At 62.1% G+C, this 20,169-nt stretch carries 20 protein-coding genes; 17 read left to right on the top strand and 3 right to left on the bottom strand.

Annotated features, from left to right (window positions below; translation table 11 throughout):
- The first annotated feature begins 113 nt into the window (after window positions 1–113).
- From D0B32_RS13480 to D0B32_RS13465, 4 genes are all read left to right on the top strand, one after another.
- Window positions 114–437, top strand: a complete 324-nt coding sequence (locus D0B32_RS13480; protein ID WP_117334844.1) for a ferredoxin — start codon at window positions 114–116, stop codon at window positions 435–437.
- An 8-nt stretch (window positions 438–445) separates the two neighbouring features.
- Window positions 446–1,090 carry an alpha/beta hydrolase gene (locus D0B32_RS13475; RefSeq protein WP_117334480.1) on the top strand — a complete coding sequence of 215 codons (645 nt, stop codon included), beginning with the start codon at window positions 446–448 and terminating at the stop codon, window positions 1,088–1,090.
- 322 nt (window positions 1,091–1,412) lie between these two features.
- Window positions 1,413–2,633, top strand: a complete 1,221-nt coding sequence (locus tag D0B32_RS13470) for a D-alanyl-D-alanine carboxypeptidase family protein (RefSeq protein WP_117334843.1) — start codon at window positions 1,413–1,415, stop codon at window positions 2,631–2,633.
- Between the two features lie 77 nt (window positions 2,634–2,710).
- Window positions 2,711–2,980, top strand: a complete 270-nt coding sequence (locus D0B32_RS13465) for a DUF493 family protein (RefSeq protein WP_117334479.1) — start codon at window positions 2,711–2,713, stop codon at window positions 2,978–2,980.
- A gap of 46 nt (window positions 2,981–3,026) precedes the next feature.
- On the opposite strand, the gene D0B32_RS13460 is transcribed toward D0B32_RS13465, so the two are convergent.
- Window positions 3,027–3,983, bottom strand: coding sequence for a transcriptional regulator GcvA (locus tag D0B32_RS13460; RefSeq protein WP_117334478.1), 957 nt, complete (start codon window positions 3,981–3,983; stop codon window positions 3,027–3,029).
- 98 nt (window positions 3,984–4,081) lie between these two features.
- On the opposite strand from D0B32_RS13460, the gene D0B32_RS13455 reads away from it, so the two are divergent.
- The 3 genes from D0B32_RS13455 to lipA all read left to right on the top strand — a co-directional run bounded on the left by D0B32_RS13455 (window position 4,082) and on the right by lipA (window position 6,345).
- Window positions 4,082–4,408, top strand: coding sequence for a DUF2917 domain-containing protein (locus tag D0B32_RS13455; RefSeq protein ID WP_117334477.1), 327 nt, complete (start codon window positions 4,082–4,084; stop codon window positions 4,406–4,408).
- A gap of 181 nt (window positions 4,409–4,589) precedes the next feature.
- On the top strand, window positions 4,590–5,327 hold the full coding sequence (gene lipB, locus D0B32_RS13450) for a lipoyl(octanoyl) transferase LipB (protein ID WP_181969817.1): 738 nt from the start codon (window positions 4,590–4,592) through the stop codon (window positions 5,325–5,327).
- 13 nt (window positions 5,328–5,340) lie between these two features.
- Window positions 5,341–6,345, top strand: coding sequence for a lipoyl synthase (gene lipA, locus D0B32_RS13445; protein WP_117334475.1), 1,005 nt, complete (start codon window positions 5,341–5,343; stop codon window positions 6,343–6,345).
- Window positions 6,346–6,642: 297 nt separating this feature from the next.
- Here the strand turns inward: lipA and D0B32_RS13440 are convergent, their stop codons facing one another.
- Window positions 6,643–7,179, bottom strand: a complete 537-nt coding sequence (locus D0B32_RS13440) for a hypothetical protein (protein WP_147329523.1) — start codon at window positions 7,177–7,179, stop codon at window positions 6,643–6,645.
- 209 nt (window positions 7,180–7,388) lie between these two features.
- Between D0B32_RS13440 and tauA the strand changes: the two genes are divergently transcribed.
- From tauA to D0B32_RS13425, 3 genes are all read left to right on the top strand, one after another.
- A complete protein-coding gene (gene tauA / locus D0B32_RS13435; protein WP_117334473.1) occupies window positions 7,389–8,423 on the top strand; it encodes a taurine ABC transporter substrate-binding protein in 1,035 nt (344 codons plus the stop codon).
- 87 nt (window positions 8,424–8,510) lie between these two features.
- Window positions 8,511–9,308, top strand: coding sequence for a taurine ABC transporter ATP-binding protein (locus D0B32_RS13430; protein ID WP_117334472.1), 798 nt, complete (start codon window positions 8,511–8,513; stop codon window positions 9,306–9,308).
- Window positions 9,305–10,216 (top strand): ABC transporter permease subunit, encoded by a 912-nt coding sequence (locus D0B32_RS13425; protein ID WP_117334471.1) that lies wholly within the window; start codon window positions 9,305–9,307, stop codon window positions 10,214–10,216. The genes D0B32_RS13430 and D0B32_RS13425 overlap by 4 nt, the downstream gene beginning before the upstream one ends.
- A gap of 75 nt (window positions 10,217–10,291) precedes the next feature.
- On the opposite strand, the gene D0B32_RS13420 is transcribed toward D0B32_RS13425, so the two are convergent.
- Window positions 10,292–11,065: a DeoR/GlpR family DNA-binding transcription regulator gene (locus tag D0B32_RS13420; protein WP_117334470.1), complete on the bottom strand. Its 774-nt coding sequence runs from the start codon at window positions 11,063–11,065 to the stop codon at window positions 10,292–10,294.
- 265 nt (window positions 11,066–11,330) lie between these two features.
- On the opposite strand from D0B32_RS13420, the gene ugpQ reads away from it, so the two are divergent.
- The 7 genes from ugpQ to D0B32_RS13385 all read left to right on the top strand — a co-directional run bounded on the left by ugpQ (window position 11,331) and on the right by D0B32_RS13385 (window position 20,087).
- A complete protein-coding gene (gene ugpQ, locus D0B32_RS13415; protein WP_117334469.1) occupies window positions 11,331–12,119 on the top strand; it encodes a glycerophosphodiester phosphodiesterase in 789 nt (262 codons plus the stop codon).
- Window positions 12,120–12,190: 71 nt separating this feature from the next.
- A complete protein-coding gene (locus D0B32_RS13410) occupies window positions 12,191–13,315 on the top strand; it encodes an ABC transporter substrate-binding protein (protein WP_117334468.1) in 1,125 nt (374 codons plus the stop codon).
- Between the two features lie 28 nt (window positions 13,316–13,343).
- Window positions 13,344–14,270 carry an ABC transporter permease subunit gene (locus D0B32_RS13405; RefSeq protein WP_117334467.1) on the top strand — a complete coding sequence of 309 codons (927 nt, stop codon included), beginning with the start codon at window positions 13,344–13,346 and terminating at the stop codon, window positions 14,268–14,270.
- Entirely contained in the window at window positions 14,267–15,082 is an 816-nt protein-coding gene (locus D0B32_RS13400) for an ABC transporter permease (RefSeq protein WP_117334466.1), read from the top strand. Before D0B32_RS13405 ends, D0B32_RS13400 begins: the two co-directional genes overlap by 4 nt.
- 19 nt (window positions 15,083–15,101) lie before the next feature.
- Window positions 15,102–16,172 (top strand): ABC transporter ATP-binding protein, encoded by a 1,071-nt coding sequence (locus tag D0B32_RS13395; RefSeq protein ID WP_117334465.1) that lies wholly within the window; start codon window positions 15,102–15,104, stop codon window positions 16,170–16,172.
- Window positions 16,173–16,737: 565 nt separating this feature from the next.
- Window positions 16,738–18,027, top strand: coding sequence for a dicarboxylate/amino acid:cation symporter (locus D0B32_RS13390; RefSeq protein ID WP_310591194.1), 1,290 nt, complete (start codon window positions 16,738–16,740; stop codon window positions 18,025–18,027).
- A 59-nt stretch (window positions 18,028–18,086) separates the two neighbouring features.
- A complete protein-coding gene (locus tag D0B32_RS13385; RefSeq protein WP_117334463.1) occupies window positions 18,087–20,087 on the top strand; it encodes an ATP-binding protein in 2,001 nt (666 codons plus the stop codon).
- Window positions 20,088–20,169 lie beyond the last annotated feature (82 nt).

Raw genomic sequence — 20,169 nt, 5'->3', positions numbered from 1 at the left:
CGCTTGCGTACCATCACCGTGCCATCACGTATCAGGCCAGCAGCACGGCTCGCGTGCTGCCGGGCATTCGCCATTTCACCCGGCCTCACTTCTACAGGCTCGCCCCGGACATCATGGACTCTTTCTACAAGTACCACGTCTTCTTCTGTCTCAATCAGCGCGATCCCGGCTCTGAGCGCCCAAGCTGCGCGAACTGCAACGCGCAAGCCATGCAGGAGCATGCAAAAAAACGCGTGAAGCAACTCGGGCTTGCGGGCCCGGGCCAGGTGCGCATCAACAAGGCGGGCTGTCTGGACCGCTGCGAAGAGGGGCCGGCGGTGGTGGTCTATCCGGAAGGCACCTGGTACACCTACGTCGACGCGAGCGACATTGATGAGATCGTCGAGTCCCACCTTGCAAACGGCAAGGTAGTGGAACGGTTGAAGATCGATCGGTAAGGGCTGGCATGAACGTCCATACCCAACAGTTTCTGATCGACGGACCGGTTGGCAAGATCGAAGTCGCCCTCGACCTGCCCGATGAGACGCGCGATAACGGCACCGCGCCGCGCGGTATCGCGCTGGTTGCGCATCCTCATCCGCTGTTCGGCGGCTCGATGGATAACAAGGTCGCGCAGACGCTGGCTCGCACGCTCGTGCAGTTGAATTACACGACATACCGCTCGAATTTTCGCGGCGTGGGGCAAACGCAAGGTGAACACGATGCGGGTATCGGCGAGCGCGACGACCTGCGCGCCGTGCTCGATTACATGCGCGCACAGCCCGGCCAGGCTGATCTGCCCCTCGTGCTGGCGGGTTTCTCGTTTGGCACCTTCGTGCTGTCGCACGTGGCGGCGCGGCTCGTCGAAGAAGGGCAGGCCATCGAACGGATCGTGTTCGTGGGCACGGCTGCGAGCCGCTGGGAAGTCGCGCCTGTGCCGGAAAATACACTCGTGATTCACGGGGAAACCGATGACACGGTGCCGATCCAGTCGGTGTACGACTGGGCGAGGCCGCAGGAATTACCGGTCGTGGTGATCCCCGGCGCCGAGCATTTTTTGCATCGAAAACTGCACATTCTGAAGCGCATCATCGTGGACGCCTGGCGCTGACGGTTGACCACTGCATATGCCCGCGCGAGTTTTCCGGGGTACAGGTACGCGTCAAATGAAAATTAATCTACCCGCCATGCGCAAAGTTGGCTCTCCGGCGCGCGTATAATGGGCGCAATTTTTTGGGCGTAGCGTTGCCCATCCGGCTGGTTGCGTCGTCGTTGCGCGGCAGCGCCGGGTGCAGGCGCTGCGCGAACCGATCGCGTGGCCGGAAGTCCAACGGGCGCCGCGTTGCTTTATATGCGGCCAGCGCTCGCCGACCGGCTCTTCCAAACTGCGCGCCTTGAGGCGCGCGATGCATATTTCTGCCCGAATCGATCCTATGCGTTTTTCCACCTCCGGCTTTTCGTCTCTCTCGTCTTTCGTTCCCACTTCGATCAGCCGCGCCGTCACACTCGGTGTGGTGCTGCCCGCGTCGCTCGTCGCGAGCACCGCGTTCGCGCAGGTGCCACCGCCCGCAGTGAATGCGCGCTCGTGGGTGCTGGTCGACGCAACCAGCAACCAGGTGCTCGCCTCGGGTAATGCCGACGAGCGGGTCGAACCGGCGTCGCTGACCAAGCTGATGACCGCGTATCTGGTGTTCGAGGCGTTGCAGACCAAGAAGATCACGATGGACCAGATCGTCAATCCGAGCGAGGCCGTGCGCCGCGTGAAGAACGACGAATCGCGCATGTTCATCGAAGCGAACAAGCCGGTGTCGGTGCATGACCTCGTGTACGGCATGATCATCCAGTCCGGCAACGACGCGGCTATCGCGCTGGCGGAACTGGTGGGCGGCAGCGAGTCGAATTTCGTCACGATGATGAACACCGAGGCGCAGCGCCTCGGCATGACCCATACGCATTTCGCCGACGTCAACGGCATGCCCGATGCGCAGCACTACACGAGCGCAGGCGACCTGGCTATTTTGTCGGCACGTCTGATTCGCGATTTCCCTGACTACTACAACATTTTCTCGGTCAAGGATTTCACCTACAACAAGATCAAGCAGCCGAACCGCAACCGTCTGCTGTGGATCGATCCGACCGTGGACGGCCTGAAGACCGGTCACACGCAAGCGGCTGGCTATTGCCTGATCGCGAGCGCGAAGCGTCCGCTGCCGGGCGCGCCGGATGCGTCACGCCGTCTGGTGTCGGTGATGATGGGTGAGGTGAAGGAGCACGACCGCGTCGAAGACAGCCTGAAAATGCTGAACTACGGCTACAGCGCGTACGACACGGTGCGTCTCTACAAGGCCGGCCAGGTGGTCGAGACGCCGCGCGTCTACAAGGGTGCGGAAGATACGGTGAAGATCGGCGTGAAGTCGGATCAATACATCACCGTACCGAAGGGTATGGGCGACAAGGTGAAGCCGCAGGTCGAGCATATCGACCCGCTGATCGCACCGATCGCCGATGGTCAGCAGGTTGGCACCGTCAAGCTGGTTGCCGATGGCAAGACCCTCGCGCAATTCCCGATCGTCGCGCTGCAGAAGGTGCCGCAGGCGGGTATCGTGGGTCGTGTGTGGGATTCGCTGATGCTCATGTTCAACAAGAAGAAGTAAGCACAGCGTGATGGCATGACGACGGCTCTTGCGGCGGCAGTTGCTGCCGGTGCGCGAGAGCCGTCATGGAGTGAAAGATGCAACCCGATACCGATTCCCTGTTCGAATTCCCGTGTGATTTCCCGATCAAGGTGATGGGCAAGGCTCATCCCGAGTTCGCCGACACCATCGTGACGGTGGTCAAGCAGTTCGACCCTGCGGTGGACGCCACGCGCGTCGAGACGCGGCCGTCGAGCGGCGGCAATTACACCGGCCTGACGGTGACGGTGCGCGCCACCAGCCGCGCGCATCTGGACGACATCTACCGGGCCCTGACCGGGCATCCGATGGTGAAAGTCGTCCTTTGAGCGATACGGAAGGCGCGCGGGTATTGCGCGCTTCCTGCCTCGAAGATTACGGCGCGACGTGCAACGCGTTCGCCGCGGGCTGCGGCCCTGCCGCGCATGCCTGATCGAATTGCTGCCTGAAGCGGCCCACCTCCCCGAAAACCCAATCCCTGAAGGCGCGTACCCGTTCGGTCTGCATCATGTGCGGCGGGCACACGAAGTAGTACTGCCACGGGCTCGGGCTGTCCACATCGAATAGCCTGACGAGGCGCCCCGCCGCCACTTCGTGCAGTGCGAGAGAGCGGCGCGTGAGCGCGATGCCCTGACCGTCGATCGCCGCCTGCAACAGATTCGACGAATCCTGAAACAGCACGCCGCGCTTCGGTTCGGGCCAGTCGGTGAGGCCGGCGGCATCGAACCAGGGGCGCCACAGTTCGTCATCCGAGCGCAGCAGCGGCAGTTTGGCGAGATCCTCCGGCACTTTCGGCAAATCACCGCCGTTGAAATGCGGCGCGCAGGCGGGGAAAAAGATCTCCTCGAGCAGCAGTTCCGCATGCAGCCCGGAGTATTTGCCGAAGCCGAAGCGGATCGCTGCGTCCACGTCGTCGCGGGCGAAATCGGTGAGGGTGTTGGTGGACAGCAGTTCCAGATCCCACTGCGGATGGGCTTCGATAAAGCCGCCGATGCGCGGCGTCACCCAGCGCGCGGCGAACGACGACTGCATCGACACCACCAGGCGCCGCTCGCGATCGCCCGCGCGCACCTCGCGAGTGGCGTCGACAAGCGCCACGAGCGCGCTGCGTACCTGCGCGGCGTAGCGGCGGCCTACTTCGGTGAGGCGCACGCGCTTGCCGTCGCGCGCGAACAGGGTCACGCCCAGTTCGGCTTCCAGCGCGCGGATCTGATGACTGACCGCCCCGTGCGTGACGAAGAGTTCGTCCGCGGCGCGTGAAAAGCTCTCATGCCGGGCGGCTGCCTCAAATGCCTTGATGGCGTTGAGAGCGGGGAGTTGTCGAAGATCCATCGCAATTTTTCTCACAAGGAGGTGAAAATTGATCGTTTTGATCGAGCCCTTGTCACGCCTAGGATTGTAGTCACGAAACAACCTTTGACGAGGGCATCATGCGAGAAATTTCCTCTAGTATCACCTTCGAAATCAACGCTGGCGAGACTGTGCCGATGAAGGTCTCGCGCAGCATCCGGCTGGCAGTGAGCGGCGGCGCGGTGTGGGTCACGCGCAGCGACGATACGGAAGACTACTGGCTGCAACCGGGCCACACGCTGCGCTTGCGGCGCGGCGAGCGGCTCTGGCTCAGCGTGGAAGGCGGCGGGCGGGCGCGGGTGGCGTTTGCGGTTGCGCCGCGCGCGGATGTGCGCGTGTTCGACTGGCTGGCACGGGTCAGCGACCGGCTGGGACTGCGTTCGCGGGACGGCTGGCGGACCGTTTAAGAGATTGCGGGGTGCGTCGTGCGAGAGGCGTCCGGCGGGAAACCGTGGATTTCGGTAAACTGACGGCATCATGTGTGCCACGTCGGTTTCCTCCCCTTTAGTGTCCCCGTTGGCGTCCCCTCTAACGTCCGCTGCGACGACGAGTCCCGCTGAGCCCGTCTCGTCCGAGGCTCCCCTTGGTCTGAGCGAGGGCAGCGTTGGCGAGTCGTCACCCGCAGCCTCCACCGCATCGGATATCCCGCTGATGGTGCGCTGGCGCGGCGTCGAACTCTACGAAACCAGCTTCCCGGCCATGCGCGCGTTCACCGACGCCCGCACGGCCGACACGCCCGACGAGATCTGGCTGGTCGAGCATCCGCCTGTCTTCACGCTTGGCCAGGCGGGCGATCCGGCGCATTTGCTGGCTGCCGACAGTGGCATTCCGCTGGTCAAGGTCGACCGTGGCGGTCAGATCACCTATCACGGTCCAGGACAGGTGGTGGCCTATCTGCTGCTCGACCTGCGGCGCCGCAAGCTGATGGTGCGTGAGCTGGTGACGCGAATCGAGCAGGCCGTGATCGAAACGCTCGCGGCGTATAATCTGGCCGGAGAACGCAAGGCAGGCGCCCCTGGCATCTACCTCGCGCCGGGTCCGGATGTGGGGCCGCATGCCGGTGCCAAGATTGGCGCGCTGGGTCTGAAAATCCGCAACGGCTGTAGCTATCACGGCGTCAGCCTGAACGTGAACATGGACCTGCGGCCGTTTCTGGCCATCAATCCATGTGGCTACGCGGGGCTTGAAACCATCGACATGGCGACGCTCGGCGTCACCGCGAGCTGGGACCACGTGGCCCGGACCTTTGTTGCACGCCTCACCGCAAATATCGACGGCACATCCGCGGCCGTCGCCCAACCACAGGCCGGTGCCGTCACCGCCTGACTGGATCGAACGAATGACTGACGTTACCGCGAACCTCGCCGGCGCTGCCGCCCCTGACGCTGCAGCCACACCTGCTGCATACGACGCCACCGCGAAACAAAAGGCGCAGGCCAAGACCGCGCGCATTCCGATCAAGATCGTCCCGATCGAAAAACTGAAGAAGCCGGACTGGATTCGCGTGAAAGCGGCCACCGGCAATTCGCGTTTCTACGAGATCAAGCAGATTCTGCGCGAGCACAACCTGCATACGGTGTGCGAAGAAGCGAGCTGCCCGAACATTGGCGAATGCTTCGGCAAAGGCACGGCCACCTTCATGATCATGGGTGACAAGTGCACGCGCCGCTGCCCGTTCTGCGACGTCGGTCACGGTCGTCCCGATCCGCTGGATGCGGACGAGCCGGGCAATCTGGCTCGCACCATTGCAGCGCTGAAGCTCAAATACGTGGTGATTACCAGCGTGGATCGCGACGACCTGCGTGACGGCGGCGCGGCGCACTTCGTGGAATGCATCCGGCAGACGCGCGAGTTGTCGCCGGAAACGCGCATCGAAATCCTGACGCCGGATTTCCGTGGCCGTCTGGATCGCGCCCTTGGCATTCTGAATGCCGCACCGCCCGATGTGATGAACCACAACCTCGAAACGGTACCGCGTCTGTACAAGGAAGCGCGTCCGGGTTCGGACTACGCGCACTCGCTCAAGCTGTTGAAGGATTTCAAGGCGCTGCATCCGGATGTCGCGACCAAGTCAGGCCTGATGGTCGGGCTGGGCGAGACGGAAGAAGAGATTCTTCAGGTGATGCGCGATCTGCGCGAGCACGACGTGGACATGCTGACGATCGGCCAGTATCTGCAGCCTTCGGAGCATCACCTGCCGGTGCGCTCGTACGTTCATCCGGACACGTTCAAGATGTACGAGGAAGAAGCGTACAAGATGGGCTTCACGCACGCAGCCGTTGGCGCAATGGTGCGTTCGAGCTATCACGCGGACCTGCAGGCACATGGGGCCGGCGTGGTTTGAGTGGTTGCCTGTCTTAAGGCGTTTGATGGAAAGCCCGCACATGTGCGGGCTTTTTTTTGGGGTGCGCGAAATGTGGCGACTTGATGCGAGGTCGTGGCGCCGATATGAGGTGCACTATTTGTTGTTGACGAAGTAAATGACGGCAGCCACCCAGAGAAAGCCTGTTACTGTCATGAAGCCGATCATGTAATTCACGATCCGATCCCGGCGCTCCGGGTTCTCTAGAACATAGTCGATAAGATTAGGCATATCTTGATTCTCCCGTAAGAGGTAGTAATTTTAGCTTGTTAAAGATATTTATTGGCGCGTGAAATAATGAGATGCCGCGAAGCTGATTGAAATCACGACTGTGCAAAATAGCGAGGCACGAGTCATTCGTTTTCCTGTGAAGCTCTTGGCGGCGGCGTGTCCGTAAGCTTGCGCATCTGCGGTACCGAGCACGACGATCACGGACGACGCAACGATGAATCCCCCATGCCAGATCAAGCCCATCCAGATGAGCACATGGCCGCCCGTCACGCCCGGTCTGTCCATCGCGCACGCCAGTTCATAGCAGGCGCCCGCGCACATGGCGATGACCGTCCAGAACAATTGCCCATGGCACACTGCGGCCTTCAGCGCATCCGCTGCAATCTCGCGGTACGCCAGTGAAAAGCGCAGCATCGGCAAAAGCGCAACCGGCGCCAGAATCGGCACACCGATATTGGCCAACAACCAGCTTAGGTAAGCTAACAAATCAGTCATGAACCCGGATGCAAAATGAAAGGCGTGCTCATGATCCGGGCGACCATCCCTGACAGTCAATTCACCGAACGGCCAGCTTGCGCGGGCCACACGTCTGTGCGAATTTCATCTACCCTTCGGCGATCTAGCGCATGCGAGGCAACTGTCCGCGCTCCAGGATTCCAGCCATGCATCCAACCCAACGTGCAAAGCAATGCCGAAACAGCGTGATTTGTAATCGAAAATTGATTGGAACCGGCCGTCCACAAACGCCCTATAGTCAGAAATCCTCCAAAACACCTCATCAGTACGGGGCTTCGATGAAACGATTCCTTACACCGCTCGCCGCCGCGTTCGCCACATCCGCCGCGCTGCTCGCGTTGTCCGCGCCGCTGGCCACCACCGCACGTGCCGACACCAAAGAAGTCGTGATCGCGTATCAGGACATGGTGTTGCCGTGGCGTTACGCGCAGGCGACCGGCGAAGTCGAGAAAGAAACCGGCTACAAGGTCACCTATCGACAACTGGCCAGCGGCGCGGAAGTGGTGCGCGCGCTGGCATCCGGCTCGGTGCAACTCGGCGAAGCAGGATCGAGCCCCATCGCGGCGGGTCTGTCGCAAGGCGTGGATATCTCGCTGTTCTGGATTCTGGACAACATCAACGATGCGGAAGCACTGGTCGCGCGTGATGGTTCCGGCGTCACGAGCGTCGCGGGCCTGAAGGGCAAGAAGATTGGCGTACCGTTTGTTTCCACCTCGCACTTCCATACGCTGGTCGCGCTGCAGAATGCCGGCGTGAATCCGTCGGACGTGAAGATCGTCAATCTGCGTCCGCAGGAAGTGGCGGCAGCCTGGGACCGTGGCGATATCGACGCCACCTACATCTGGGACCCCGTTCTCGCCAAGGTGAAGAAGAACGGCAAGGTGTTGATTACGTCGGGACAGGTCGCGCAGGAGACGGGCAAGGCGACCTTCGATGGCTTCGTGGTGGACCGCAAGTTCGCGCAGGAGAATCCCGAGTTCGTCGCGCGCTTCGTGAAGGTGCTGGCGGCCAGTGACGCCAATTATCGCGAGCACACGTCCGCGTGGAACGCCGGTTCGGCGCAGGTCGCGGCAGTCGCGAAAGAGTCCGGCGCCAACGCGCAGGACGTGCCGGCAAGCCTCGCGCTGTACGCGTTCCCGTCGCCGACCCAGCAGGCGTCGAATGTGTGGCTGGGCGGTGGCGCGCAATCGGGCGCGGCCAGGTCCCTCGCGGCGACAGCTGCCTTCCTGAAGACGCAGGGCACGATCCAGAACGTGCTGCCCGACTATTCGGCGGGTATCGATGCGCGTTTCGTTCAGCAGGCAACACACTAGTATGATGGGCAGCGTCGGCGCGCGGACACGTCCTTACCCGACGGCATTCCGCGCGCAGTTCGCTGTTCCTGAGCAACGGGCATTCACATGAGTGGTCTGGAAATCCGGCGGCTGCACGTCGCTTATGAAGGCGCACGCGGCGCTGCGCCGACTGTCGCGCTGGCCGATGTCGATCTGCGCGTCGAATCCGGTGAGTTCGTGGTGGCGCTGGGCGCATCGGGCTGCGGCAAGACGACCTTGCTCAACTGCATTGCCGGCTTCATTCAGCCAACCGGCGGTGACATCCTGCTGAATGGCGAACGCATCACGGGCCCCGGCGCGGATCGCGGCGTGGTGTTCCAGAAATACGCGCTGCTGCCATGGCTCGACGTGCTCGATAACGTCGCGCTCGGCTTGCGCTTTCAGCGCGTGCCCAAGGCGGAGCGCGAGCGTGTCGCGCGTCAGATGCTTGCTCTGGTCGGTTTGGAGCAGCATGCTCATGCGCGGGTCTACGCGCTCTCCGGTGGGATGCAGCAACGTGTGGGCATTGCGCGTGCGCTCGCGAGCGACCCGCAGATGCTGCTGATGGACGAGCCTATGGGTGCACTTGACGCCATGACGCGCGAATCCATGCAGGAACTGGTGCTGGACGTTTGGGGACGCACGCGCAAGACAGTGTTCTTCATCACGCACAGTGTCGAGGAAGCGCTGTTTCTCGCGACCCGGCTCGTCGTGATGACGCCGGGACCGGGGCGTATTGCCGAGAGCTACGATCTGCCGTTTGCGCGACGTTTCCTGCAGACGCGCGATGCGCGTGCGGTGAAGTCGGCGCCCGATTTCATCGAGTGGCGCGAGAAGCTCGTGCGTCGCCTGCATCAACGGACGTCAGCCGGGGCGCTGTCATGACGGCTTCGCGAGACTCCTTGAGCAAGCCGTCGCTGATCCAGTCCGACGCTGCATCCGAAGCCGTACTCCCACCGCCGGCCGAAACCCGCGCATCCTCACCGAAGACGCGCCCGGCCGTGCGAGCCTGGCGCATGCCCGGCGAAGGGCCCACGGCCGCATTGAGCGTAATCTCCGTGGCCGTGCTGGGCGCGCTGTGGTGGCTTGCCACCCATCTGCACTGGATACCCCCACTGTTTCTGCCAACGCCCGAAGCGGTGTGGGCCGCGTTTATCGACGCCTGTCACGGCCGCATCCAGGGCGGCCTGCCGCTATCGCAGCATCTGCTGTGGAGTGCGGTGCGCGTCTTCGGCGCGTTCGCGCTGGCCACGGTGACGGCGGTCCCCATTGGCATCCTGATGGGCGTGAGCCGCGTCGCGCGCGGCCTGCTGGATCCGCCGCTCGAGTTCTACCGACCATTGCCGCCGCTCGCCTACCTGCCGCTGGTGGTGATCTGGTTTGGCATCGACGAAACTGCCAAGATCATCGTGATCTATCTGGCGTGCTTCGCGCCGATCGCAATGGCCGCACGTGCGGGAGCCCGCAGCGCGACCGTCGAGCAGATTCATGCAGCGTATTCGCTAGGCGGAAGCTTTGCGCAGATCGTGCGATTTGTGGTGTTGCCCGCCGCGTTGCCGGAAATCCTCACCGGCTTGCGGATTGCGATTGGCTTTGGCTGGACCACGCTCGTTGCAGCGGAGATGGTGGCGGCCACGGCGGGGCTCGGTCAGATGGTGCTCAATGCGTCGAGCTTTTTGCGCACGGACGTGGTGGTGATGGGCATCGTCCTGATCGGTTTGATTGCGTGGATTTTCGATCTGGGCATGCGCGCGCTCGAGCGTCGCCTCGTGCCGTGGAAGGGACGCGTTTGAAATTGATCGCCCGCGCGGCAATACACGAAAGAGGCCGTTCGCAAGGCGCGCAATCAAACGTGGAACCCAGCACGCTCAAGCCAGAACGACCTGTCCCAGCTTTTTCTTCAGCGCAGCAAAATCGGCGGCTTCGGCCGCCTTTTTGTTGGTGATCAGGACGTCGATCTGATCCACGGGGCAATACGAAATGCGGCTGCGCTGACCAATCTTGCTGTAGTCCGCGAGGATCACCACACGGTCCGCGTTGGCGACCATCGCTCGCGCCACCTCCGTTTCCGCATGATCGTAGTTGGTCGCGCCGTGCCGGTGGTCGATGCCCACCGGCGAAAGCAGCGCGACGTCCGCGCGATAGCGGTGGATATCCAGAATCGTGGTGCTGCCGCCGGTGGCCATGACGCGATCGCTGATCGAACCACCTAGCAGGATGACTTCATTGAGTGCGACCGCCTGCTGTTCGCCCGCGCTGCGCATTTTCAGCGCGACGTCGATCGAATTGGTGACCACGGTGAGATTGGCGAGCTTCGCCAGTTCGTCGGCGAGCGCCGAGGTGGTAGTGCCGGCGTCGATGAACAACGTCTGGCCGCTGGCAACCATCCCCGTCGCGGCCTTGGCAATCGCTGTCTTCGACTTGACGCGTGTGTGTGCGCGCTCGGCGATCGGCGCTTCATCCGCTGGCTTGATGGCGCCGCCATGCACGCGCCGCAATTCACCCAGCGCTTCCAGGTCGAGCAGGTCGCGCCGTACGGTTTCGCGCGAGACGCCGAGATCCGTCATGATCCGTTCGGTCGACACCCGGTGCAGCGTCGAAAGCAGCGCGCGAATTCTCTGATGACGGTCTTCCTGCCACATGCGTATTTCCCTTGCGAATGAGTCGTTCCAGGCGGCGCGTACGCCTATGTCATCAGTGACACAGTTGTGTGTCGAAGCGATGTCATAGGCGCTACTTTACCCGTGCCGTGTTGTATTTTTTTGGTCCCTTGCAAATTTGGGTATTTAAATTTAGCCTTCGCAGATTGGATTGTCGACCCCTATCAGCCAACGACGCGCGAGAGATCAGGACGCCAACCCATAGGGTAGAGTGGCCGGCTCCGGGCTATTTCGAAGGTGCACAGACGTGGGAACTGCGATTGATCGTTCTTTAGCGACGAACTGGCCCTATCCGCGGCTGGTTGCGCACCGTTGCGGCGGCACGCTCGCCCCGGAAAACACGCTGGCCGGCTTCGATGCCTGTCTGCGTTATGGCTACCGGATGGTCGAATTCGACGCCAAGCTCTCGGCGGACGATCATCTCTTCCTGCTGCACGACGACACCCTCGATCGCACCACTAACGGACACGGTGCAGCCGCCCAGCAGAGCTGGCAAGCGCTGGTGCAACTCGACGCAGGTTCATGGTACGGCGCCGCGTTTGCCGGTCAACGCTTGCCTACACTGGCGGATGCGGCCGCGCGTTGTGCGCGCGATGGCATCGCCGCCAACATCGAGATCAAACCTTGTCCTGGACGCGATGCGGTGACGGGCACGCTCGTCGCGCAAGGCGCGCTGGCGCTGTGGCAAACCAATACGCAAACGTCACTGCAACCGCCGCCATTGCTGTCCTCCTTCTCACAGGAAGCGCTCGCCGCCGCACGCGACGCCGTGCCGACGCTGCCACGCGGCATGCTGTTCGAAGCGTTGCCTGATGATTGGCTGCGTATCGTGCGAGAGCTGGATTGCGTGTCAGTGCATGCGGATCACCAGCATCTGACAGCGGAGCGGGTTGCCGAGATTCATGATGCCGGCTTTCGAGTCCTCGCCTATACGGTGAACGATACCGCGCGTGCGCGCGTGCTTGATCAATGGGGCGTTGACATGATCTGCACCGACCGCATTGATATCCTCACGCACGACATGCTGTCCGCGTAGCCCCAAACAAAGATCGAACGAAGCATTCCTAACGTATCAATTTTCGGCAGAGGCAGAGGATGGAAAATACTATGAACCGCACGTGGTTAAGCCGTGTTCTCTCGATGTCAGCGGTCACCGGTGTTGCTGCTGGCGTCGCAACAGGCGGCGCCAGCAGCGCCTTCGCTGCGCCTCCCGATGCGCTCGTCGCTGCCGCGAAGCAGGAAGGCCAGCTTACCGTGATCGCGCTGCCGCACGACTGGTGTGGCTACGGCGCGATGATTCCCGCGTTCGAGAAGAAGTACGGCATCAAGGTCAACGAACTGAATCCGGATGCCGGCTCGGGTGACGAAGTGGAGGCCATCAAGGCCAACAAAGGCAATAAGGGCCCGCAGGCGCCGGACGTGATCGACGTGGGCCTGTCGTTCGGCCCGAGCGCGAAGGCGGATGGTCTGCTGCAGCCGTACAAGGTGTCGACGTGGAAGGACATCCCCGATTCCGCGAAAGACGCCGACGGCTATTGGTATGGCGATTACTACGGCGTGCTGTCGTTCGAGGTCAACGCGGACATGATCGACAAGGTCCCCGCCGACTGGCCTGATCTGCTCAAGTCAGACTACAAGAACGCCGTGTCGCTGGCGGGCGATCCGCGCTCGGCCAACCAGGCCATCCAGGCCGTCTACGCGGCTGGCTTGTCCGGCACCAAGGGCAACGCGGACAAGGCATCGGACGCCGGTCTGAAGTATTTCGCCCAACTGAACAAGGACGGCAATTTCGTCCCGGTGATCGGCAAGGCGGCATCGCTCGCGCAGGGCACGACGCCGATCATCGTACGTTGGGACTACAACGCGCTGGCCGATCGCGACACGCTCAAGGGCAATCCGAAAGTGCAGGTCGTGGTGCCGAAGACGGGTGTGGTGGCGGGCGTCTATGTGCAGGCAATCAGCGCCTACGCACCGCATCCGAATGCCGCGAAGCTGTGGATGGAATACCTGTACTCCGACGAAGGCCAGATTGGCTGGCTGACGGGCTACTGTCATCCGATCCGCTATAACCAGCTGGTTGCCGCGAAGAAGGTGCCGCAGGCGCTGCTGGACAAGTTGCCGCCGGCGACGGCCTACAAGAACGCGGTGTTCCCGACGCTGCCTCAACAGGACGCCTCCAAGGACGCCATCACGAAGCATTGGGACGAGGTGGTCGGCGCGAACGTGAAATGAGCGCGCTTGCCCGCTGCGAGTGTGAACCATGAGCGCTTCATCGGATGCCGGCTCGGCATCGCCGGAAGCGCTGCCTCCGCCGGTGCCGCAGGTTTCCGGGCCACGCCGTTCGTCTGACTGGCTGACGTGGCTCGGCGTCGCGCCGTTCTTCGTGTTTGCGCTGCTGTTTCTGATCCTGCCCACCGGCTTTCTGATTGTGGGCGCGTTCCAGGATGCGCAAGGGCACTTCACCTTTGCGAATTTCCGTGATCTGTTTCAGCCGGGCGTGCTCGACGCCTACTGGATCAGCTTCAAGGTGAGCGCGGCGTCCGCGCTTGGCGGTGCTGTGCTCGGTTCGCTGCTGGCCTGGGCGGCGGTGCAGGGACAACTGCCGGCCTGGATTCGTCCTACGCTGATGACGTTTTCCGGCGTTGCGTCGAACTTTGCCGGCGTGCCGCTCGCGTTTGCCTTCATCTGCACGCTTGGCCGCGTCGGCCTCGTGACGGTGCTGCTGCGCAAGTACGTGGGCCTCAATCTGTACTCCACGGGCTTCAGCATTCTCAGTTTTAGCGGCTTGACGGTGACGTATCTGTACTTCCAGATTCCGTTGATGGTGCTGATCGTCACGCCCGCGCTGGACGGTCTGAAGCGCGAGTGGCGCGAAGCATGCGATTGTCTCGGCGGCACGGCGTTTCAGTATTGGCGTTACGTGGCGTTGCCGGTGTTGTGGCCCAGCGTGCTGGGCGCGACCTTGCTGCTGTTTGCGAATTCCTTTGGCGCGGTTGCGACGGCTTATGCGCTGACCGGCAGTTCGCTGAACATCGTGACGATCCTGCTGTATGCGCAAATCCGCGGTGATGTCATGCACAACCAGAACCTCGGTTACGCGCTCGCGCTCGGCATGATTCTCGTGACGGGGCTATCGAACGGCGGCTACATCTGGCTGCGTTCGCGCGCGGAAAGGGGGCGTCGATGAATCGACAGTCGCGCGTGGGCGCGTGGACCGCGATGATCGTGGGCGCGCTGTATTTCCTGATTCCGCTGATCGCCACGTTCGAGTTCAGTCTGCGCATGCGACGCGATTCGTACAGCTTCGACGCCTATCGCGTCGTGCTCACGGACCCGCGTTTTCAGGCGTCGTTTGGCTATTCGGTGCTGATGGCGCTGCTGACGATCGTGGTCGGCATGTTGCTGGTGGTACCGACCGCCTACTGGGTCCGTCTGCGCTTGCCGAAACTGCGACCCGTTGTCGAGTTCATTACGCTGCTGCCGCTGGTGATCCCGGCAATCGTGATCGTGTTCGGCTACCTGCGCATCTATAACAGCAGCTCGATTTTGCCGCTCACCGGCAACGAGCGCGCGACCGACCTGTTGCTGATATTCGGCTACGTCACGTTGTCGCTGCCGTTCATGTATCGCGCAGTCGACGCGGGTCTCGCCGCCGTTGATATTCGCTCGCTGACCGAAGCGGCCGAATGTCTCGGCGCGAACTGGCCGACCATCCTGTTCAAGGTGATCTTTCCGAACATCCGCTCGGGCATTCTCTCCGGCGCGTTTCTCACCTTCGCCGTGGTGATCGGCGAGTTCACCATTGCGAGCCTGCTCGACCGACCGGCGTTCGGGCCGTATCTGCAACTGATCGGCGCGAATCGCGCGTATGAGCCCTCGGCGCTGGCGATCATCGCGTTTGCCGTCACGTGGGCATCAATGGGATTGATTCAGGTATTCGGCTCAGCGCGTCATTCAGCCCGCGTGTCCGCGCGCGGGTTGGCCGGACAAAAACCCTGATGAATTGAGGCGTCGAATCATGGCATTTCTCGAGATCGAAAACCTGCACAAGACGTTCGGGGCAAACACCGCGCTGCATCACTTCGACATGAAGATCGAGCGCGGCGAATTCATCACGTTTCTGGGCCCATCTGGTTGCGGCAAGACCACCGTGCTGCGCATGATCGCCGGTTTCGAAGCGCCGACCCGCGGCACGATCCGCCTCGACGGACGCGACGTCACGCATCTGCGTACGCGTCAGCGCAAGGTGGGCATGGTGTTTCAGTCGTATGCGCTGTTTCCGAACATGACCGTGGCCGACAACATCGGCTTTGGTCTGCGCGTGGCGCACCGGCCGCAGCAGGAGATTCGCGCGCGGGTTGGCGAAATGCTGGAGCTCATCAAGCTGCCGGATATCGGCGAACGGTATCCGTGGCAATTGTCTGGCGGTCAACAGCAACGCGTGGCGCTGGCTCGCGCGCTGGCCGGCAAGCCGCAGGTGTTGCTGCTCGATGAGCCGCTCTCGGCGCTCGACGCGAAAATCCGCATTTCGCTGCGTCAGGATATCCGCGCACTGCAGCGCGAACTGGGCATCACGTCGATCTTCGTCACCCACGACCAGGAAGAGGCGCTCTCGATCTCCGACCGCATTGTCGTGATGAATGAAGGCCGGGTCGAACAGGTGGGCACTTCGTCCGAAATCTATAACTATCCGCGCACACGTTTCGTGGCGTCATTCGTCGGAACCTTGAACATCCTGTCGGGCCATGTGGTGGACCCGGCAAGCGGCAAGATGGCCGTCGACGGCCAGCCGCTCGTCACCACGCAGCGGCTCGCGCCGGACGACGCCGGCAAGCAGCGTCTGCTGGCGTTACGCCCCGAAGCGATCGTGCTCGAAGCTCCGGCGGCAGGACGCAACACGCTGGCGGCGACGGTCGAAGAGGTCAATTTTCTCGGCGCCGTGGTGCGCATCCGCACGCGCGTCAAGGACGCGGTGATTTCGCTGGATGTTTTCAACGATCCGAATCGTCCTCTACCCGAGCGCGGCCAGCCGGTTGCCTTGGGCTTCTCGCATGAAAACCTGCTGGTGCTGGAGGAGGGTGCTGCTTAGCCCTAGGCAGAAGTACCAATGCACGATTTAACAATCCTTGACGCTCAAGACCTCAGATCCATCCTAATATTAAGTCGTGAGCTTCGTTGTGCCTTGACCGTACCGGGGCCCACGAACAACAACGTTTCGATATTCCGCTCAAGATGCCTTCCCGCCACGAGGAAGGCATTTTTTTTCCCGCTCGCCTGGGGTGATCTCGCAGAGCGTTTCACGCCGGTGCGAAGTCTTGCTCCAGGTCTCCTTCCCCGCGTGGATGCTTTCTGGAATCCCCGACGTCACCTGTCCAGATTTCCGGAAAGCTGGACGCGCCACGTGTTGATTCTCAAAAATACTCAATCGAATCAACGCCCCACGCTGACTCCTTAGCTGGCATCGACCTTGCCCTATAGAAGCGCGGCCGCAACGGCCCGACAACTACAGCATGGAGACAACGATGTCCGATTTCCCTCCCCGATATAGCTAGTTCTGTCTTGTCGCGGCCCGATACCGTGCCCAGGCGAGACGTCCGTTCGTTCGCGTGGCGCGCAGCGTGACAGGCCATTGGCTCATCCATATCGCAGGAAACATCATGAAGAAACCCATTCATAAAGTGCTCTACGTCCAGGTGATCGTCGCGATCGCCATCGGCATTGCACTCGGTCACTTTTCGCCCGACCTCGCCATCGACATGAAACCATTCGGCGACGCCTTCATCAAGCTGATCAAGATGGTGATTGGTCCGATCATTTTCTGTACCGTCGTGACGGGCATTGCCGGCATGGAGGATATGAAGAAGGTTGGACGGGTGGGCGGCAAGGCGCTGCTCTACTTCGAAATCGTTTCGTCGTTCGCGCTGGTGCTCGGTCTGATTGCCACGCACGTACTGAAACCCGGTGCCGGCTTCAATGTCGACCCGGCGACGCTCGACGGCAAGGCCGTCGCGTCATATGCAGCGAAAGCGCACGGTCAAAGCACCGTCGACTTCTTCATGCACATCATCCCGAACACGATCACGGATGCCTTCGCGCAGGGCGAAATCCTGCAGATCCTGCTGATCGCGCTGCTGTTCGGCAGTGTGCTCGCGACACTCGGCCCGCGTGGCAAGGTGGTGACTGAGTTGATCGACGGTTTGTCGAGCGTGCTGTTCGGCGTGGTGCGCATCGTCACCAAGCTCGCACCCATCGGTGCGTTCGGCGCGATGGCGTTCACCATCGGCAAGTACGGCATTGGCTCGCTGCTGCCCATGCTCAAGCTGATCGGCACGTTCTATCTGACCTCCATCGTGTTCGTGCTGGTCGTGCTCGGCAGCATTGCGCGCATGGTGGGTTTCAGCATCCTGCGCTTCGTGGCCTACATCAAGGAGGAACTGTTGATCGTGCTCGGCACGAGTTCATCCGAAGCCGCGTTGCCGCAGTTGATGATCAAGCTCGAAAAGCTGGGTTGCTCGCGCTCCGTGGTGGGTCTCGTCGTGCCGACCGGCTACTCGTTCAACCTGGACGGCACCAATATCTACATGACGATGGCCGTGCTGTTCATCGCCCAGGCGACCAACACCGACCTCACCTGGACGCAACAGATCACCTTGCTTGCGGTGACCATGCTGACCTCGAAAGGCGCGAGCGGCGTGACCGGTGCGGGCTTCATCACGCTCGCGGCGACCCTGGCCGTGGTGCCGACCATTCCGCTGTCGGGCATGGTGCTGATACTTGGCATTGACCGCTTCATGAGCGAATGCCGGGCGCTGACGAACATTGTCGGCAATGGTGTGGCGACGGTCGTCGTATCGGCATGGGAGAAGGAACTGGACCGCAGCAAGCTGCGCTCCATGCTGCGCGGTGAGGCGAGCGTGAAGGAAGTGGAAACGGCGGGCGCGTAACGGGCCCGGCGGCGGCGCGGCGGGCGTCGCTTCTCCGTCCCGCCTGCGCCGTCGTTTGTATCGCCGGTTGTCCCACCAGCTTGTGCCAAAATAACCGGACCTCACCCTTGGAATCCGCCAACGTGACGCGCCGTCTGCTGATTCTGTTCGCGCTCCTCGCCGGACTCGTGGCGGCGTGCGGGCTCACGTGGAGCATCACATGGCAACGCGGCATCGACGCGTTGCGGCGCAATGCTGCGGTGCGCGTCGATCGCACGGCGAATTCGCTCAAGAGCACGCTGGAGCGCTACGAGTCGCTGCCGTATTTGCTGGCCGAGCATCCGTATGTGCAGGACGTGCTGGTGAATCCGGATGCGCTGAACGTCGAGCGCGCCAATCATTACCTCGAAGACCTCAACCGCCACGCGCGGGCGACCGCCACCTACATCATCAAAGCCGATGGCCTGTGTGTGGCCGCGAGCAACTGGCACGAGCCGGAGAGCTTCGTCGGCGTCGAGTATCAATTCCGGCCGTATTTTCTCGATGCGGTCAGAGGCGGCGTGGGGCGTTTCTTCGGTATCGGCACCATCTCGCATGATCCTGGTTACTACATCTCTCAACCGGTACGGCGCGACGGCAAGATCGTCGGCGTCTCGGTCGTCAAGCTCAACCTGGAATGGTTCCAGGGTACAGATGCCGCCGAGCCGCTGATCGTCACGGACGATCATGGCGTGATCTTCCTTTCGTCAGTGCCAGCGTGGAAATATCACACGGTACGTCCGCTCTCCGGGGCCGTGGCCGATTCGATCTATCAGACGCGTCAATACGCGCGGCAGGAGATCGCGCCGCTGCCAGTGACGATTCAGCGCACCCTCGAAGGCGATGCGCAGATCGTGCGCGTGGGCGGTGGCCGCTATGCGCCGCGTTATCTGGCTACGCGCCGCTCGATGGGTGAGCCGGACTGGCATCTGATCACGATGGCGAGCGTGGATCCCGTGGACACCGACGCACGCAACGCCGCGGTCGTGGTCGGCTTCGGTTATGTGTCGCTATGCCTGCTGGCGTTCTACTGGCGGATGCGACGGGCGCGGTTGCGGGAGATTATGCGTGGCCGCGAACTGCTGCAACGCGCGTACGCGGAGTTGAATCAACGGGTGGCGGAGCGGACCGCGGATCTGTCGCAGGCGAACGAACAACTCAAGACCGAGGTGAGCGAACGCACGCGCGCCGAACAGGAGCTGCGCGCCGCCCATGATGAACTGATACAGGCGAGCAAGCTCGCGGCGCTGGGCCAGATGGCGGCGGGTATCACACACGAATTGAATCAGCCGCTCGCCGCGCTACGAGGATTCTCGGACAACACGCGCGTGCTGCTGGAACGTGGTGACCAGGCGGCTGCGCGCGAGAATCTGGAGGCTATTGCGTCGCTCACCGAACGGATGGGCAAGATCACGAATCAGTTGAAGCTGTTCGTGGGCCGCGCGCGACCGCGCAGTGCACGTGCACCACTGGCGCGTGCGTTACGCAATGTGCTGGCGCTGCTGCAAAAGCGGCTCGAGAGTGTGCAGGTGGTGCTGACCGTGATTGACGTCGAGGCGGGCACCCGCGTGTTGTTTGATCCGACTGTCGAACACGCAGACCTGGTAGGGAATTGCGATGAACTGCGGCTCGAACAGGTGCTGATCAACCTGCTCGGCAATGCGGTGGATGCGACCGCGGAGGTGGGGGCCGGTGAGGACGTGGGTGGCGCCACGAGCGGCGCCGTTTTGCGGGCGGGCGAACGGCCCATGCCGCGCATCGAGATTGAAATCGAAGCCACCGAAGCGACGTTGTCCATCTCCGTGCATGACAATGGGCCTGGCATTCCTGACGATGTCTTGCCACGACTCTTCGAGCCGTTCTTCACCACCAAGGAGATGGGACAGGGACTGGGGCTTGGTCTGGCGATTTCGTCGTCCATTGCGCGCGACGCCGGTGGCTCGCTGGTGGCGCGCAACGCGCCGGAAGGGGGCGCGCTGTTCGTGCTGACGTTACGCCGGGCACGCGTGCAGGCGACGCATCAGTTCGCGGAGAATCACTAAGCCGGTTTTTGTGTGCCGCGCGGACGAGGAAATTTGCCCAGCCATACTAATGAAAGATAAACAGATGTTCAAGGCGCCGAAG

The organism is Paraburkholderia sp. DHOC27, assembly GCF_003429005.1.
In the GTDB taxonomy this organism is placed as follows: Bacteria; Pseudomonadota; Gammaproteobacteria; order Burkholderiales; family Burkholderiaceae; genus Paraburkholderia.
Note: the sequence above shows the minus strand (reverse complement) of the source record. Positions and strands in the feature narration are given on the sequence as shown.